Raw genomic sequence first — 14,479 nt, 5'->3', positions numbered from 1 at the left:
GTATGATCAGGTGTTTCGCCGCCATTATTCTTAATATTTCGATCTGCTTTATGTCAGATGCCCAGGAGGTTATCGAAAGCATTGAAATCAAAGGAATTAAAAGAACGGAGGAGCAATATCTAAGGCAGTTCATCTACTCCCGGCCAGGCGAAACCTATGACTCCTTAAAGGTTGAAAACGACAGGCAACGGCTTGCTAATCTTCCTACAATCGGTGAGGTAAGTGTTACATACATACTGGAAACCGGGGCGTATCGGCTAACCTTTACTTGCAGCGAACTTCTTAGTGTGGAACCAATTTTTGGTTTAGGTAAGTCCTATAAAAACTTTTGGTGCAGAGTAGGTGTGCAAGACTCAAACATTAGCGGCAAGGGGCATGAGCTCATTGCCTACTACCAGTACTACGATAGACACTCCGCAGTGCTGAAGTATCGTTTGAATAGAATCCATGGTACCCCCTGGAGTTTTACAAGCAGCCTGACAAAGTGGTCCACCGTTGAGCCAATTACAATCGATGGATCTGATGGCACATATGACTATGACAATTTGAATTTGGGCATCTCTTCGATTAGGCACTTTTCGTTTCAACAGAGCCTTGAAGTGGGGGTTTCAGGGCTGGATGAAAAGTATATGGAAAGGGATGATAATGGAAACAAAAAAGCCCTGATGTTTCGCAGAGCTGGTCTACAGGCAAAAGCAGCCTTCACAAGCAATTACCTCAACTACAACCTCTTCTATATAAAAGGATGGTTTAATCAACTAAATGTCCAGACCATCGACCGATTTGCGAGCACAGAAAGGTTTGACCTATTTTTTAACGACCTAAAGTTCTTTTCAAAGCCTTACAAAAGTGCCAACATAGCCGTGAGGTTAAGGATAGGGCTGTCCACCAACGTGAACCGTCCTTTCGCTCCGTTCGTGCTCGACAATTTCGTAAATATCAGGGGCGTGGGTAACAGGGTAGACCGAGGGACAGGCTCGGTGGTACTAAACGCAGAATTCCGACAGACCATCTTCGATGGCAACAAGATAGCAGGCCAGGGGGTAGTGTTTACAGATCTGGGGACATGGCGCCTGCCCGGTGGCAATTTCAAGGATTTTACTATGAGTAAAAACATGAAGAGTTTCAGCGGAGCTGGCCTTCGACTAATTTACAAGCATGGATTTGATACAGTGTTGAGAATTGATTACGGTCATGACTTTAGAGAAAGTGGTGACTTTGTGTTTGGGATAGGTCAATACTTTTGATCACTCTTCCATCCTCCTCTTGAGTTTGACAGGATTTCTGGCTTTTCGCATCCTCATATTAATGACTTCTACAACCAGGGCGAAGAACACCGCAAAGTAGATGTACCCTTTCGGCACGTGGTAATGCCAGCCTTCGATGAATAACATAAATCCGATTAAGATGAGGAAGGAAAGTGCCAGTACTTCCAGTGTGGGGTGATTATGAATAAAGTTGCTGATAGACCCTGCGAACACCATCATTACGCCCATGGAAATAACAACGGCTATGATCATCAGCAGCAGGTGCTCAGTGAGCCCAACGGCGGTAAGGATCGAATCGAAAGAGAAAATCATGTCGAGCAACACAATTTGAACAATGACATTGAGCAAGGTTGCCGACTTGGACGCCTTTTCTGAGTCGTCTCCCTCCATTTTCTGGTGCACCTCCATGACCGACTTAAATACCAGAAACATACCACCAGCCATCAGCACAAGATCCCTTCCGCTAAGGTCGGTGCCAAAAAGTGAGAAAAGTGGGTTGATAAGCCGTGTGATATAGTTGATGCCAAATAACAGACCAATGCGCATTACCAGCGCAAGGCCAAGCCCAACAGTCCTGGCTCTCTTTTGCTGGAGGTCAGGCAGCCCTTTTGAGACAATGGAAATAAAGAGGATATTATCTATCCCTAGAACAATCTCAAGAAAAGTGAGGGTGAGAAGGGCAATCCACGAAGATGGTTGAAGGAAAATATCAAAGCTCATAATAAACAACTGGTTTCAATCTGCTACAAAAGTAATAAGCAGATCAGTGAAGCTCTGATATTTTCCAACTAATAAGTCAATTTTTCAACAATGAAACTTAAACAACCGGAGCCCAGCCCTTCTGATATTCTCTGCTCCAATTTTTAAGCGCTTCTTTGTCATTCAAGATCTGCCCTTTAGCAGGATCAATGTTCAGGGTTCTTCCTGTTTCCTGAGAAATATTTCCAAAGTGACAAAGCTGAGTACTAATGGAAGCATCAGCAATGGGAGCGTTCAACGTTTTGCCTTCACGAATGGCGTCTGCAAAATTGTTAAAATGATACACATCCAAAATGCCTTCGCCCATTGTGTTGGTCGTAGCGCTTTCAGCGCCTTCCTTCACTTCTTTCACCAGCTTACCTGACATGTCAAATAACTGATAGGAGTTTCTGTCGAGTAGGATTGTTCCTTCTGTGCCATGGATGGTTACGCCTCTGCCTCTGTTGTAAACGTCAAACCCGTTGCAGCTCCTGCCTTCCCAGGTAATCATTTTACCGCCTTCGAACTCATAGTTAACCATTTGAGTATCATAGTATTCCCAATCATCCTGAAACGCATAGCGACCACCGGACGAGGAAACTTTTGTGGGATAATCGACGCCAAGCGCCCAACGGCTTATGTCTATTTCATGAGTTCCATTGTTATGCAGCTCACCAGTGCCCCAGTGCTTGAACCAATGCCAGTTATAATGCACTACGTTGTCCTTGAATTCCTTCCGGGGGGCCGGGCCTTGCCAAAGCTCCCAGTCTAGCCACTCCGGCACCGGAGCAGGCTTGCCCACGCCTATCGACTTGCGAGCATTTGCATACCAGGCTTTGCACGCATAGGCTTTGCCAATGATTCCATTTCTGATGTCACTTATGGCTTCCTTTGACGCTAACCCTGAGCGCTGCTGGTTACCCATTTGCATCACAATTTTGTTTTTCTTTTGTGATGCAACCAACATACCCGTTTCATTCGGATTATGGCTGCAAGGCTTTTCGATGTATACGTGTTTGCCGGCGTTAGCGCCCATGATGCCCATCGGTGCATGCCAGTGCTCAGGGGTGGCTATAGTAATGGCGTCAACATCTTTGTTCTCAAGGAGCTTACGAAAATCCTTCTCTGTTTTGGCTTTTTTGCCCATCGCCTTTTCTATGTGAGCACCCGCTGAGTCAAATACCCTGGAGTCAACATCGCACAGATAACCCAGGCTGGCATTGTTCACTTTCGAAATGGCCGAAATATGGGCCCTGCCTCTGCTATTGGCTCCCACCACTGCAAAGTTCACACGATCGTTGGCTCCAAGAATGGAGCCATAGCTTCTGGCTGACATGGCAAATGAAAGGCCGACGGTCCCCAAAGCTGTTTTCTTGATGAATTCTCTTCTTTCGTTATTAGTAGGCATCGCTTTGAAATTTTATAATTCTCTGATTCTAATATTCTTATAACTCACTTCGTTTCCGTGATCTTGAAGCAGGATGTGACCTACTGGCCACCTGCCAAACTCCGGCCACTTGCTGTACTTGCTGTAAGCGACCAGGGCTCTAAACATTTGCGAGAAGCGCTCGTATTCCACCACCTTGGTGCCGTTCAGCCAGTGTTCCACATGGCCATCCTTTGAAACTACTTTTGCGGTATTCCAGGTGCCCACACCATTGAACGGCACTGGCTGCCCCGGATCAGACAAATTCTCCGCTGTAATCAAATCGTACAATGACGATAATGTACGGTTTCCGTTCACACCCATTTTAGCATCGGGATGCAGCTCGTCGTCAAGCACCTGAAACTCGCAGCCAATAGCCGAACCTGAGCCTTTGTTCATTTCAGGATCCACAAAATACTTGATGCCACTGTTGGCTCCGGGAGTAATTTTGAACTCTAATTGCAGCTCAAAATTTCCATACGTTTTGTCAGTAACAATATCGCCGGGGCCTGTCGCTTCGGCACCGTCGGTTGCCAATATCGTCAGCACGCCGTCTTTCATTTGCCAGCCCTTGGTAGGAAACTTATCAAGCTTGGCTCCTCTCCAACCTTCGGTCGTTTTGCCATCCCACAGTAATTTCCATCCATCGCTGATCTCCTGATCGGTCAGTTTGATGGTTTGATTTTGAGCGCAAGATTGCGTAAAACCAAAAATCGTTAATACAAAGAGTGTTGTTAGTGTCGTGTTTTTCATTTTCATACCCGATTGAATCTATGAAGGTAATAAAATATAAGGCTCAGGAGAATACCGTTCATCCTTTCCCGTTGTTTGCAATAAAAAAAGCTGCCGAAAACCAGCAGCTTCAAAATAACTCTTCAGGAAACATTATCCAATTCTCACCCGCTACTTAGTCATCTTTCGGTATTTGATTCTGGTAGGCATAATATCACCGCCAAGGCGAGCTTTTCTATTTTCCTCATAGTCCGTGTAGTTGCCTTCAAACCAATAGACCTGGCTATCTCCTTCAAACGCCAGAATATGCGTACAAATTCTGTCCAGGAACCACCTATCGTGAGAAATAATGACGGCGCAGCCTGCAAAATCTTCCAGCGCATCCTCAAGTGCCCGCAACGTGTTTACATCCAGGTCGTTGGTAGGTTCATCAAGCAGCAACAAGTTAGCGCCCATTTTTAGCGTTAATGCCAGGTGCACCCGGTTTCTTTCGCCCCCGGAAAGCACTCCAACCTTTTTCTCCTGATCATTGCCTGCAAAATTGAACTTGCTTACGTATGCTCGTGAATTAAGCTGCTTGCCTCCCAATTCCATCAATTCATTTCCTTCGGAAATCGTCTGCCACACCGTTTTGTTGGGATCAAGGTTATCGTGCTCCTGATCGACATAACCAGTCACCACTGTGGAACCCACTTCAAATGACCCGGCGTCAGGCTGAAGCTTCCCGGTTATCAATTTGAAGAGCGTCGTTTTACCAGCACCGTTAGGCCCAATAATGCCGACTATTCCCGCAGGTGGCAATGCGAACGACAGGTTCTCAAAAAGCAGCTTATCACCAAATGCCTTTGAAAGCCCTGTTGCCTCAATGACTTTATTGCCCAACCTTGGCCCATTCGGAATAAAAAGATCCAGCTTAGCTTCTTTTTCTTTGACTTCCTCGCCAGCCATTTTATCGTAGGCATTCAAACGAGCCTTTCCTTTCGCTTGTCGAGCCTTAGGTGACATCCTGATCCATTCCAACTCACGCTGTAAAGTCTTCTGACGCTTCGATTCTGTCTTTTCCTCCTTGGCCATTCTCTGCTGCTTTTGCTCCAGCCAGGACGAATAATTGCCTTTCCACGGTATGCCTTCGCCACGATCAAGCTCCAGTATCCATCCTGCTACATTGTCGAGGAAATAACGGTCGTGGGTCACAGCGATGACCGTCCCTTTGTAGTTCTGCAAATGCTGCTCCAGCCAATGCACCGATTCAGCGTCAAGGTGGTTGGTAGGCTCATCCAGCAATAGCACGTCCGGCTCTTTCAAAAGCAAGCGACACAACGCTACTCGTCTTTTTTCACCGCCAGAAAGGTTCTTGATAAGCGCATCACCCGGAGGTGTCCGCAAAGCATCCATGGCAATCTCCAACTTGCTATCCAACTCCCAGGCGTTTACATGGTCAAGTTTCTCCTGCACCTCTCCCTGGCGCTGAATCAGCTTATCCATAGCGTCGGGGTCGTCAAGCACCTCCGGATCTGCAAATTTCTCATTGATTAGCTCAAACTCCTTTAGCAAATCAACAATCTCCTGAGCCCCTTCTTCCACAATGTCTTTTACGGTTTTATTGGGGTCAAACTGCGGCTCCTGCTCCAGCATTCCCACGGTGTATCCCGGCGAGAAAACCACCTCCCCCTGAAACTCCTTGTCTACCCCTGCTATAATTTTAAGCAACGAAGACTTGCCTGAACCGTTCAAACCAAGGACACCTATCTTGGCACCGTAGAAAAATGAAAGGTAAATGTTCTTTAAAACCTGTTTTTTCGGGGGGTGAATTTTGCTCACACCCGCCATTGAAAAGATTATTTTTTCTGCACTCATTGTATAGGGTATTATTGATTCAAAGATGGTAAAAATTATTACCAATGATTCATCTTTGATTTATATTAGTTATTTTGCACCAAATGCTCATTTATCCGCAACATTATAATTATTTAGGAACTTGGAAAGACGAGACATACCCTTTGGGTATATAGCAGACGAAAAAGTTTACCTGTCGGCCTACATGGAATTTTCTGACAGGCAAATTGGCGAAGTAAAAGAAAGTGAAGAGAAAACCATCCAATACTTTTTGGATCGCTTTCAACACCTCGTACAGAAGATTGATGAGCTCGAAAAAGCCATCAACGAAAGCGAAAATAAGGGCTCGTACCTTATGAAGCTCCTTCATATGAAGGAATCCCTTGGCAATTACGACGGACTTGGAGATTACCATCCGCTCTTTGAAAGGCTTACAGTGCTGGAAGAAGATTTGAATGTAGCCATTGCCAAAAACAGGGAAAGAAATAGTGAAATAAAAACAGCATTACTGGAGGAATTGGATCAGGCACTAGCTGAGAGCGACTGGCGTGAAGCCACTGATAAAGTGCTTGACGTGAAGGATCGCTGGATCAAAACAGGAAATGCTAAAAAGGAAATAAACGCTGAACTGGATTTAAGTTTTCAAACGAAACTTACTGATTTTTTTGACAGAAAGCAGGTCTATTTTGAGGACAGAAGAAAGGCATTTGATGTTCGCATTCAAAAATGCGAAGACTATATCAACGAATTGAAGTCGTTGAAACCAAAGAAAGCCGAACCAGGCACTATTGACCGGGTTCGTGAGATTCAAAGGGAGTGGAGAAACGTGGGTGAGCTGCCAGCCAGAGAAAAGCGTAGACTAGACAAAGATTTGCGCTATCACACCAACTATTTCTTCCGCAGACCAGACGCACCCACCGGAAGCTTCCAAAGCAGAGGTGGCTTTCAGGGGCGGAGCGGGCCTCCGGCAAGAACGATGTACGGCGGTGGTGGCAGGCCACAAGACGGGGCCAGACCAGCCTATAGCGCCCGGCCCAATGTGATGCCATCTCCAGAGGAGCTTGAGAGTAATTTGGTAAGAAAAGTTGCTCTTATTCAAGAGGCGGAAACCCTGGCTGACTTAGGCACCCGTGAAAGTGTGGACGAGCTTAGAAAACTGCAGCAGATATGGAAGGGCATTGGCATGGTGCCAAAAGAAAGAGCCAAAGAAGTAACAGAGCACTTCCTGATTCTCTGTGATCGGGGCCAGGAGAGAATCTTCCTCGAAAACCTGGCGGCCAACAAAGACCCTGAATACACCAAGAAGAACAATCGGGAGAAGACACGATTCAAGATGAAGCTTATTCGTGACCTTCTGGTAAGAGACGAGCAGGATTTGCAGACCTATCAGGAAAATCTTGACAGGCTCAATGCCACCAAACAGGCATTCGACAAGATGCTTCACAATAAATACCTCAACCAGAAGCGCAAAGTGATTGTGAAAAGGCAGCTGTTACAAGAGCTAAAAGTGTCGCTGGATCAAATTTGAAGCTTTTTGAAACTTTTATTGGATAATTTTGTATTTATCCATAAAATGAAGCCATCAGTGCTGCGATTGAGCGTGCCTATTTTGCCTCTTTCCTGCAATTCAGAGCCGATTTAACTTATTGTGTATGAGAAATTTAATAAAGGCCTTTGATTACAAAAACTGATGACTAATTTTGCGCACTATTTGAAAAACAGAACAAAATTGGAGGTATAGATCATGTATTGGACACTTGAACTGGCTTCGTATCTTGAAGACGCCCCATGGCCCGCCACCAAGGACGAATTAATTGACTACTCCATTAGATCAGGAGCACCACTAGAAGTAGTAGAAAACCTGCAAGAGCTAGAAGATGATGGTCAGCCGTACGAAAGCATTGAAGAAATATGGCCGGACTACCCGACCAAAGAAGATTTCTTTTTCAACGAGGACGAGTATTAATACCCGTCGTCAATAGAAATAATGGCTAAAATAATGGCCCGGTAGCTTATATCGGGCTTTTTTTGTTTTTCAGGAATGCTTCCGCAATCAGCAAATCGGCAGGATGGGTAATTTTTATGTTTGCCTCGTTGCCCTCTATAAGCACTATTGATTCTCCAGCCGACTCCACCACACTGGCATCGTCGGTAAACAGGGGACGTTCGGGCTGCGTGTAAGCCTTCTTGATCACGCCAATGTCGAATGTCTGAGGAGTTTGGACCAATCTGTATTTGGATCGATCACGTGCTGCCGACTTATTACCAGAGCCAGACACCTCACGAATCGACTCCTTCAGCGGTAAGGAGACTATCGCATTGCCTTGTTTCGATGCTACTTCAAACCCCTGAGCAATAACCTCAGCCGATACAAACGGACGAACTCCATCGTGAATGGCCACTAGTCCTTTGTCTGGCAAGTGCTCTAACCCATTTCTCACTGATTGAAACCTGGAAGCACCACCCGCCACTATTTGATGTGCAGGCAAAAATCCATGCTCTTCGCAGAGCTCTTTCCAAAGAGCCATGTTGCTTTGAGGCAACACCAGGATGACGGCTATGGAAGGATCGAAGGAGAAAAATACTTCTATTGTACGCATGAGTATCGGACGGCCCTGCACCTCCAGAAACTGTTTGGGCAGTGCACCGCCCATTCTGCTTCCGGAGCCCCCCGCTACTATGATCACGTACTTTTCAGGCATAAAAAAGCTCCTGTTTGTTAAACCTTCGAAAGATAACGCCGAAGTTTTGTAAACAGGAGCTTCTTAAAAGAAATCTGCTTCGTTACAGGATCAGCATGGCATCGCCATAGCTGAAGAAACGATATTTTTCTTTGATTGCCACACGGTAAGCTTCCATCACGAGGTCATAGCCTCCGAATGCACTTGCCATCATCAACAGGGTTGATTCAGGCATGTGGAAGTTAGAAATCAAAGCGTTGCAAATCTTGAATTCGTAGGGAGGAAAAATGAATTTATCCGTCCAGCCTTCATTAGGCTTTAGGCGGTTGCTGGCAGAAACCGAAGACTCCAGCGATCTCATCACCGTAGTACCTACTGCCACCACTCTTTTCTTCTCATCGATAGCTTTGTTGACCATGTCCACCGTTGGCTGGCGCACGAAGAAGTTCTCTGAATCCATTTTGTGTTTCGTCAGGTCTTCAACGTCTACAGGGCGGAAAGTGCCCAAGCCAATGTGCAGGGTGATCGGGTTGATTTCCACACCCTTGATCTCCAGGCGCTTCATCAGCTGCTTGGTGAAGTGCAAACCTGCAGTGGGTGCCGCTACAGCTCCTACATTTTCTGCATAAATAGTTTGGAAACGCTCTCTATCGTCTGGCTCAGCTTTTCTTTTGATATACTTTGGAAGTGGTGTTTCTCCAAGGGTATCGATCATCTTGTAGAAGTCAACGCCTTCGCCATCATAAAGGAACCTGATGGTTCTTCCTCTTGAAGTAGTGTTATCAATAACTTCTGCGACAAGGTCTCCATCACCAAAGTAGAGCTTGTTGCCGACCCTGATCTTACGTGCAGGATCCACAAGCACATCCCATAAGTGCAACTCTTTGTTGAGTTCTCTTAGAAGAAATACTTCAATTTTAGCACCTGTCTTTTCCTTGTTACCGTATAACCTCGCAGGGAAAACCTTTGTGTCGTTAATGATAAAGTTGTCTCCCTCATCGAAGTAGTCAACTATGTCCTTAAAAGTTTTGTGTTCAATTTTTCCTGAATCTCTGTGCAAAACCATTAAACGAGATTCATCTCTGTTTTCAGAGGGATAGAGGGCAACCAGCCCCGCAGGGAGGTCAAATTTAAATTCTGATAATTTCATTTAATATTACGGTATTAAATTGTGAAGGAGGTGGTAGTCCGTCAAATAAAGGATGCAAAGATATAGAAAGTTTCAGTACGATGTAATTATTTGTATTGAATGTCAACTAATAAAATAAAAAGCCTTGCTGATCATCCGCTTAACACTCGAAAGCTTCAGGTTTGCCTGGAACGCTCTTAGATCCAATCTCCTGAGAACTATTCTTTCCTTATTGGGGGTGACCATTGGCATCTTCGCCATCATTGCCGTGTTCACGATTGTGGACAGCCTTGAACGCAGCGTTAAAGACAGCCTTAACTTTCTTGGGTCAGATAATATCAACGTCGAGAAATGGCCGTACGGGTTTGGTGGCGGGCCATACCCCTGGTGGAAATACATGAACCGGCCACAGCCTACCTATGCTGATTATCAATTTCTACTGGAAAATGGTGACAGCTTCGAAGCCATAACTATCTCTGCCCGAAGAGGTGGTGTTACGGCCAAACAAAAAAATAATTCGACCTCCTCCGACCTTATGGGCGTTGCTTTTGACCACAAGGATGTATATGAAATACCTCTTGAGAAAGGCAGGTATTTCACCCGACTGGAAGCCGATGCCGCCCGCAATGTGGCCATTATTGGCGCACGAATTGCGAAAGATCTTTTTCCCTACGAGGATCCTGTAGGCAAAACAATAGCCATGCGAGGCCTGAAGTACTACGTGATTGGCACTATAAAAGAAGAGGGTGAGGGATTCCTCGGGACTCCCAGCAACGACGACAATATATATGTTCCTTATAAGACATTTCTTAAGCTCTACTACAGCGGTGCCAGAGATGGAATAGGCTCATCAATTACGGCAAAAGGCAAATCTTCAGACATCGGGTTGGTCGAGCTCGAATACGAGCTGCGAGGGCTCATGCGCCAAAGGCGGGGACTCAAGCCGAAACAGGAAGATGACTTTGCGCTCAATCGCCCCGAAGCACTGGTGAACTTTATCAGCTCGACTTTTGATGTGCTGAGTGTTGCAGGCTGGGTAATAGGTAGCTTTTCAATTCTCGTAGGTGGCTTTGGCATTGCCAATATCATGTTTGTGTCCGTAAAAGAGCGAACCAATATTATTGGTATTCAAAAGTCGCTCGGAGCCAAAAACTATTTTATCCTATTCCAATTCCTGTTTGAAGCCATCTTCCTCAGCGTGATTGGAGGCGGAACTGGTATCTTCCTGGTCTATCTGATATCCTTTGTGAGCCTGGGAACGCTCGACCTGCAACTTACGGTAGGCAACATTATTCTTGGCCTGGGCGTATCGGCTGTTATTGGTATGGCGTCGGGCATCATACCTGCTGCTACCGCCTCAAGGCTGGATCCTGTTATTGCCATTCGAACGCAGTAAAGGCACATACCTCACCTAACAAATTGTTCATAAGCTCTTTGCTGATGTGATCAGTGTGTTATTTTCTTATTTTTTTGCGGATAACTGGCAACTGTTTGGTGCTAAAGCGTGTTGAATACGCTTTGCTCACCAAAGCCTGATCTAACTTTATCATGTCGAAGGAAAAAATCATCCTTTTTACCCTTGCCGGAATAAATTTCACTCATATTATGGACTTCATGATCATTATGCCCCTTGGGGATTTGCTCATGAAAGTGTTTGAGATTACTCCCCAGCAGTTTAGCCTCATTGTCTCCAGCTATACATTTACAGCTGGCATATTCGGATTTATGGCGGCCTTTGTCATCGATAGATTTGACCGAAGAAAGGCACTCCTGTTTCTTAATGTTGGATTTGTGGTCGGCACCATTGCATGTGCCCTTGCCCCAACTTACGTCGTTCTTCTTTTTGCAAGAAGCCTTACCGGCGCTTTTGGTGGAGTTTTGGGGGCATTGATATTGTCGGTGGTGGCCGATGTGACGCCGGATGAACGCAGAGGACAAGGCATGGGGATTGTGATGGCGGCGTTTTCAGTGGCATCAGTGGCGGGAGTACCTTTTGGTTATTTCCTCGCAGAAAAGTTTAGTTGGCATGCTCCATTCCTACTTTTGGCTGGCATGGGCACTTTGATTACCCTGGCGATATTCAAATTTATCCCTTCACTCACAGGACATATGGTGAAAAAATCGGATCGCCCCAGCCCCGCTAAAGTATTAACAAATGCGATCTCGTTACCCAACCAGAAGCTGGCACTGCTTTTCATGCTGACACTAATACTGGGGCAGTTCTCGATTATCCCATTTATTGCTCCTTACATGATTCGAAATGTAGGTTTTGAGGGCGATCAAATAACTTACATCTACCTGGTAGGCGGCGGAATGACCATTTTCACCTCTCCCTTGATTGGGAGGCTTGCTGATAAATTTGGGAAAAAGACAGTCTTTATAGTTTGTGCCAGCGCTGCCATTATCCCAGTCTTCCTGATCACTAACATGCCGCCGGTTCCTGTGGCAGCGGCACTAGTAGCTACGGGGCTTTTCTTTGTATTGGGTGGAGGCAGGATGATCCCAGCGATGGCAATGATTACCTCTTCGGTGAAACCACAGAACAGAGGGAGCTTCATGAGCATTAGCTCATCGGTACAGCAGCTGGCGGCTGGCTTGGCCTCACTGATTGCCGGAGTGATTGTGATTGACAACGGGGGAAGCCTGGCCAGGTACAATTGGGTTGGCTATTTTGCCATTGCCGTTACTGTGGTTTGTATTTTCCTTGGCTCAAGAATTAAGTCTGTCGAGCAATTGGCGGCTGACGACGCTTCTGTAGCGAAAGAAAAGGAAGCGCTTGCTGAAGCATGATAAGAAAATACATTGGCTCTGAAATGGAAAGCCTTCCGTTCTTAAGTGAAACGGAAGGCTTTTTTTAACCGGTCCCGGAAAGGTTACTTGAATTTAGGATGCTTCATGCCAGGAAAGTTCTTGTCGAAGAACTCACCATAATCCTTGATGATTTGAGGCATCTCCTTCCTTAGCCACAAAATGCCGATTAGGTTTGGGATGGTCATCAGGGCAATAGTGATGCCTGATAACGTCCAGATGATAGTGGTGTCGGTAAACGAAGCAAAGAAAAAGGCAATGGTATAAATAATGTGATATGGCATCACTGACTTAGGCCCAAGCAGGAAGGTCATGGCTCTGTCGCCATAATATGACCAGGAAATAGCCGTGCTAAAAGCAAAAAGCAGCAGCCCGATAGCGACAATATACTGTCCGGCATCTCCAAAGAAACTCCTGGTAAAGGCGATGGTAGTAAGTGGGGCGCTATGTACCAGCGATTTTCCTTCGACCAAAAGGTCGCCTGAAGGATCAACAAGATTACCGTTTTGCACTTTGACAGATCCGGTGAAAGGGCTGCCTGCTTTTGAAATCTTTACATCTTCGGCTATGGAGCGTGCGTGAATGATTGACAGGTTGTTGGTCACCGAGCCATCCTGCACATTCAGGTCACCGTTGTATAAGGCAACAGCGCCTTTGTTGGTAAGGTGTCCGAAGAGCTTTTCCTGATCCTGCGGATTATTTTCGTCGTAAACGCCGTTAAGCACAAACATGTCCGTTTGTTGAAAAACATTTTGGTGCTTTTCATTCCAAACGCCACTTGAGAGTAGCACAAGGCCAGTAACGGTACAGATGATTATTGTATCAATAAAAGGTTCCAGAATGGCCACCATACCTTCCGAAAGAGGCTCATTGGCTTTCGCTGAAGCGTGAGCAATAGGTGCAGAACCCTGACCAGCTTCGTTGGAGAATAAGCCCCTGTTCACACCTCTATTAAATGCATAGGCCAACGTAGCTCCTAAAAAGCCGCCTGTGGCAGCCGAGCCAGTAAACACATCAGCAAAAATGGAAACGAAGGAAGGAATGATATTCCCAGCGTTGTAGAAAATAACAGCAAAAGCACCAATGAAGTAAATGATTGCCATGGCTGGTACCAGCTTAGAAGTAACGGCAGCAATTCTTTTGATCCCACCGATAATGACCATTCCAAGGAAAATAGATAGCACAAGACCTGTGATCCAATGCTCGATGCCGAACGTGGCAAACACAGAGTTGGAAATACTATTTATTTGAGGCAAGCTGCCGGTACCAAATGAAGACAATACAGTGGCTATGGCAAAAAGAGTAGCCACCCAACCCAGGCTCACTTTTTTGCCAAACAACATAAAATTGGCATTCTTCATATAATACATGGGGCCACCTGCTTGTGAACCATCTGCAACAGTTTCCCGGTATTTGTGAGAGAGCGTTACCTCCACAAATTTGGTGGTCATGCCCAGGGCAGCAGTCATCAACATCCAGAACAGGGCAGCCGGGCCTCCAAGGTGGATGGCCAGGGCCACACCAGCAATGTTTCCTGTGCCTACAGTGCCTGAAAGTGCCGTGGAAAGCGCCTGAAAATGGGAAGTATCTCCAGGCAGGTCAGATTTATCGTATTTACCTGACACCACCCGCAATGCATGGCGGAAGAAGCGTATCTGAGGAAACTTGAGGTAAATGGTAAAGAAGAGGCCGGTTCCAAGCAGGAAGTAAACAAACCAATCGGCACTGCCGATAAAGCTGTCGATAAGAACCAGAAAATCGTTGATTTGCTGCATCATACGGGATAGGTTAATAGTAGAATCGTTGGGAATGAGTTTTGTACAATCGACAAAAATAAGAATAATAGCTTCTGGTGAAAGGA

12 protein-coding genes are annotated in these 14,479 nt (G+C 45.8%); 5 read left to right on the top strand and 7 right to left on the bottom strand.

From position 1 onward, the window contains the following. The first annotated feature begins 2 nt into the window (after positions 1-2). Positions 3-1,247, top strand: coding sequence for a POTRA domain-containing protein (locus tag GC130_RS00910; RefSeq protein WP_151996357.1), 1,245 nt, complete (start codon positions 3-5; stop codon positions 1,245-1,247). Here GC130_RS00910 and GC130_RS00905 read toward each other — a convergent pair whose 3' ends face one another. The 4 genes from GC130_RS00905 to ettA all read right to left on the bottom strand — a co-directional run bounded on the left by GC130_RS00905 (position 1,248) and on the right by ettA (position 6,021). Further along, on the bottom strand, positions 1,248-1,988 hold the full coding sequence (locus GC130_RS00905; RefSeq protein ID WP_151996356.1) for a TerC family protein: 741 nt from the start codon (positions 1,986-1,988) through the stop codon (positions 1,248-1,250). A 97-nt stretch (positions 1,989-2,085) separates the two neighbouring features. Then, complete coding sequence (locus GC130_RS00900) at positions 2,086-3,414, bottom strand: Gfo/Idh/MocA family protein (RefSeq protein ID WP_151996355.1); 1,329 nt, start codon at positions 3,412-3,414, stop codon at positions 2,086-2,088. Positions 3,415-3,426: 12 nt separating this feature from the next. Next, a complete protein-coding gene (locus GC130_RS00895; RefSeq protein ID WP_151996354.1) occupies positions 3,427-4,185 on the bottom strand; it encodes a DUF1080 domain-containing protein in 759 nt (252 codons plus the stop codon). 150 nt (positions 4,186-4,335) lie between these two features. Beyond that, positions 4,336-6,021: an energy-dependent translational throttle protein EttA gene (ettA, locus tag GC130_RS00890; protein WP_151996353.1), complete on the bottom strand. Its 1,686-nt coding sequence runs from the start codon at positions 6,019-6,021 to the stop codon at positions 4,336-4,338. 121 nt (positions 6,022-6,142) lie between these two features. Here ettA and GC130_RS00885 point away from each other — a divergent pair, with 121 nt between their 5' ends. Then, positions 6,143-7,528 carry a DUF349 domain-containing protein gene (locus tag GC130_RS00885; RefSeq protein WP_151996352.1) on the top strand — a complete coding sequence of 462 codons (1,386 nt, stop codon included), beginning with the start codon at positions 6,143-6,145 and terminating at the stop codon, positions 7,526-7,528. A 216-nt stretch (positions 7,529-7,744) separates the two neighbouring features. Further along, positions 7,745-7,966 carry a DUF2795 domain-containing protein gene (locus GC130_RS00880; protein WP_039751840.1) on the top strand — a complete coding sequence of 74 codons (222 nt, stop codon included), beginning with the start codon at positions 7,745-7,747 and terminating at the stop codon, positions 7,964-7,966. 46 nt (positions 7,967-8,012) lie between these two features. Here GC130_RS00880 and GC130_RS00875 read toward each other — a convergent pair whose 3' ends face one another. After that, positions 8,013-8,702: a 2-C-methyl-D-erythritol 4-phosphate cytidylyltransferase gene (locus GC130_RS00875; protein ID WP_151996351.1), complete on the bottom strand. Its 690-nt coding sequence runs from the start codon at positions 8,700-8,702 to the stop codon at positions 8,013-8,015. Positions 8,703-8,784: 82 nt separating this feature from the next. Then, positions 8,785-9,831: a tRNA preQ1(34) S-adenosylmethionine ribosyltransferase-isomerase QueA gene (gene queA / locus GC130_RS00870; RefSeq protein WP_151996350.1), complete on the bottom strand. Its 1,047-nt coding sequence runs from the start codon at positions 9,829-9,831 to the stop codon at positions 8,785-8,787. Between the two features lie 124 nt (positions 9,832-9,955). Here queA and GC130_RS00865 point away from each other — a divergent pair, with 124 nt between their 5' ends. Both GC130_RS00865 and GC130_RS00860 read left to right on the top strand, forming a co-directional pair. After that, on the top strand, positions 9,956-11,206 hold the full coding sequence (locus GC130_RS00865; protein WP_151996349.1) for an ABC transporter permease: 1,251 nt from the start codon (positions 9,956-9,958) through the stop codon (positions 11,204-11,206). Between the two features lie 152 nt (positions 11,207-11,358). Continuing rightward, positions 11,359-12,600, top strand: coding sequence for an MFS transporter (locus GC130_RS00860; RefSeq protein ID WP_151996348.1), 1,242 nt, complete (start codon positions 11,359-11,361; stop codon positions 12,598-12,600). Between the two features lie 83 nt (positions 12,601-12,683). Here the strand turns inward: GC130_RS00860 and GC130_RS00855 are convergent, their stop codons facing one another. Next, positions 12,684-14,396, bottom strand: coding sequence for a sodium:alanine symporter family protein (locus GC130_RS00855; protein WP_226940354.1), 1,713 nt, complete (start codon positions 14,394-14,396; stop codon positions 12,684-12,686). Between the last annotated feature and the right edge of the window lie 83 nt (positions 14,397-14,479).

Origin of the sequence: Imperialibacter sp. EC-SDR9 (assembly GCF_902498805.1) — a bacterium.
In the GTDB taxonomy this organism is placed as follows: Bacteria; Bacteroidota; Bacteroidia; order Cytophagales; family Cyclobacteriaceae; genus Imperialibacter.
The sequence above is the reverse complement of the archived record's forward strand: the minus strand, read 5'-3'. Positions and strand labels throughout refer to the sequence as shown.

Excerpts from the sequence above, each read along its gene's own strand:
- GC130_RS00910 (WP_151996357.1), top strand. The coding sequence starts at position 3 with ATGATCAGGTGTTTCGCCGCCATTATTCTTAATATTTCGATCTGCTTT.
- GC130_RS00905 (WP_151996356.1), bottom strand. The coding sequence starts at position 1,988 with ATGAGCTTTGATATTTTCCTTCAACCATCTTCGTGGATTGCCCTTCTC.
- GC130_RS00900 (WP_151996355.1), bottom strand. The coding sequence starts at position 3,414 with ATGCCTACTAATAACGAAAGAAGAGAATTCATCAAGAAAACAGCTTTG.
- GC130_RS00895 (WP_151996354.1), bottom strand. The coding sequence starts at position 4,185 with ATGAAAAACACGACACTAACAACACTCTTTGTATTAACGATTTTTGGT.
- ettA (WP_151996353.1), bottom strand. The coding sequence starts at position 6,021 with ATGAGTGCAGAAAAAATAATCTTTTCAATGGCGGGTGTGAGCAAAATT.
- GC130_RS00880 (WP_039751840.1), top strand. The coding sequence starts at position 7,745 with ATGTATTGGACACTTGAACTGGCTTCGTATCTTGAAGACGCCCCATGG.
- GC130_RS00875 (WP_151996351.1), bottom strand. The coding sequence starts at position 8,702 with ATGCCTGAAAAGTACGTGATCATAGTAGCGGGGGGCTCCGGAAGCAGA.
- queA (WP_151996350.1), bottom strand. The coding sequence starts at position 9,831 with ATGAAATTATCAGAATTTAAATTTGACCTCCCTGCGGGGCTGGTTGCC.
- GC130_RS00860 (WP_151996348.1), top strand. The coding sequence starts at position 11,359 with ATGTCGAAGGAAAAAATCATCCTTTTTACCCTTGCCGGAATAAATTTC.
- GC130_RS00855 (WP_226940354.1), bottom strand. The coding sequence starts at position 14,396 with ATGATGCAGCAAATCAACGATTTTCTGGTTCTTATCGACAGCTTTATC.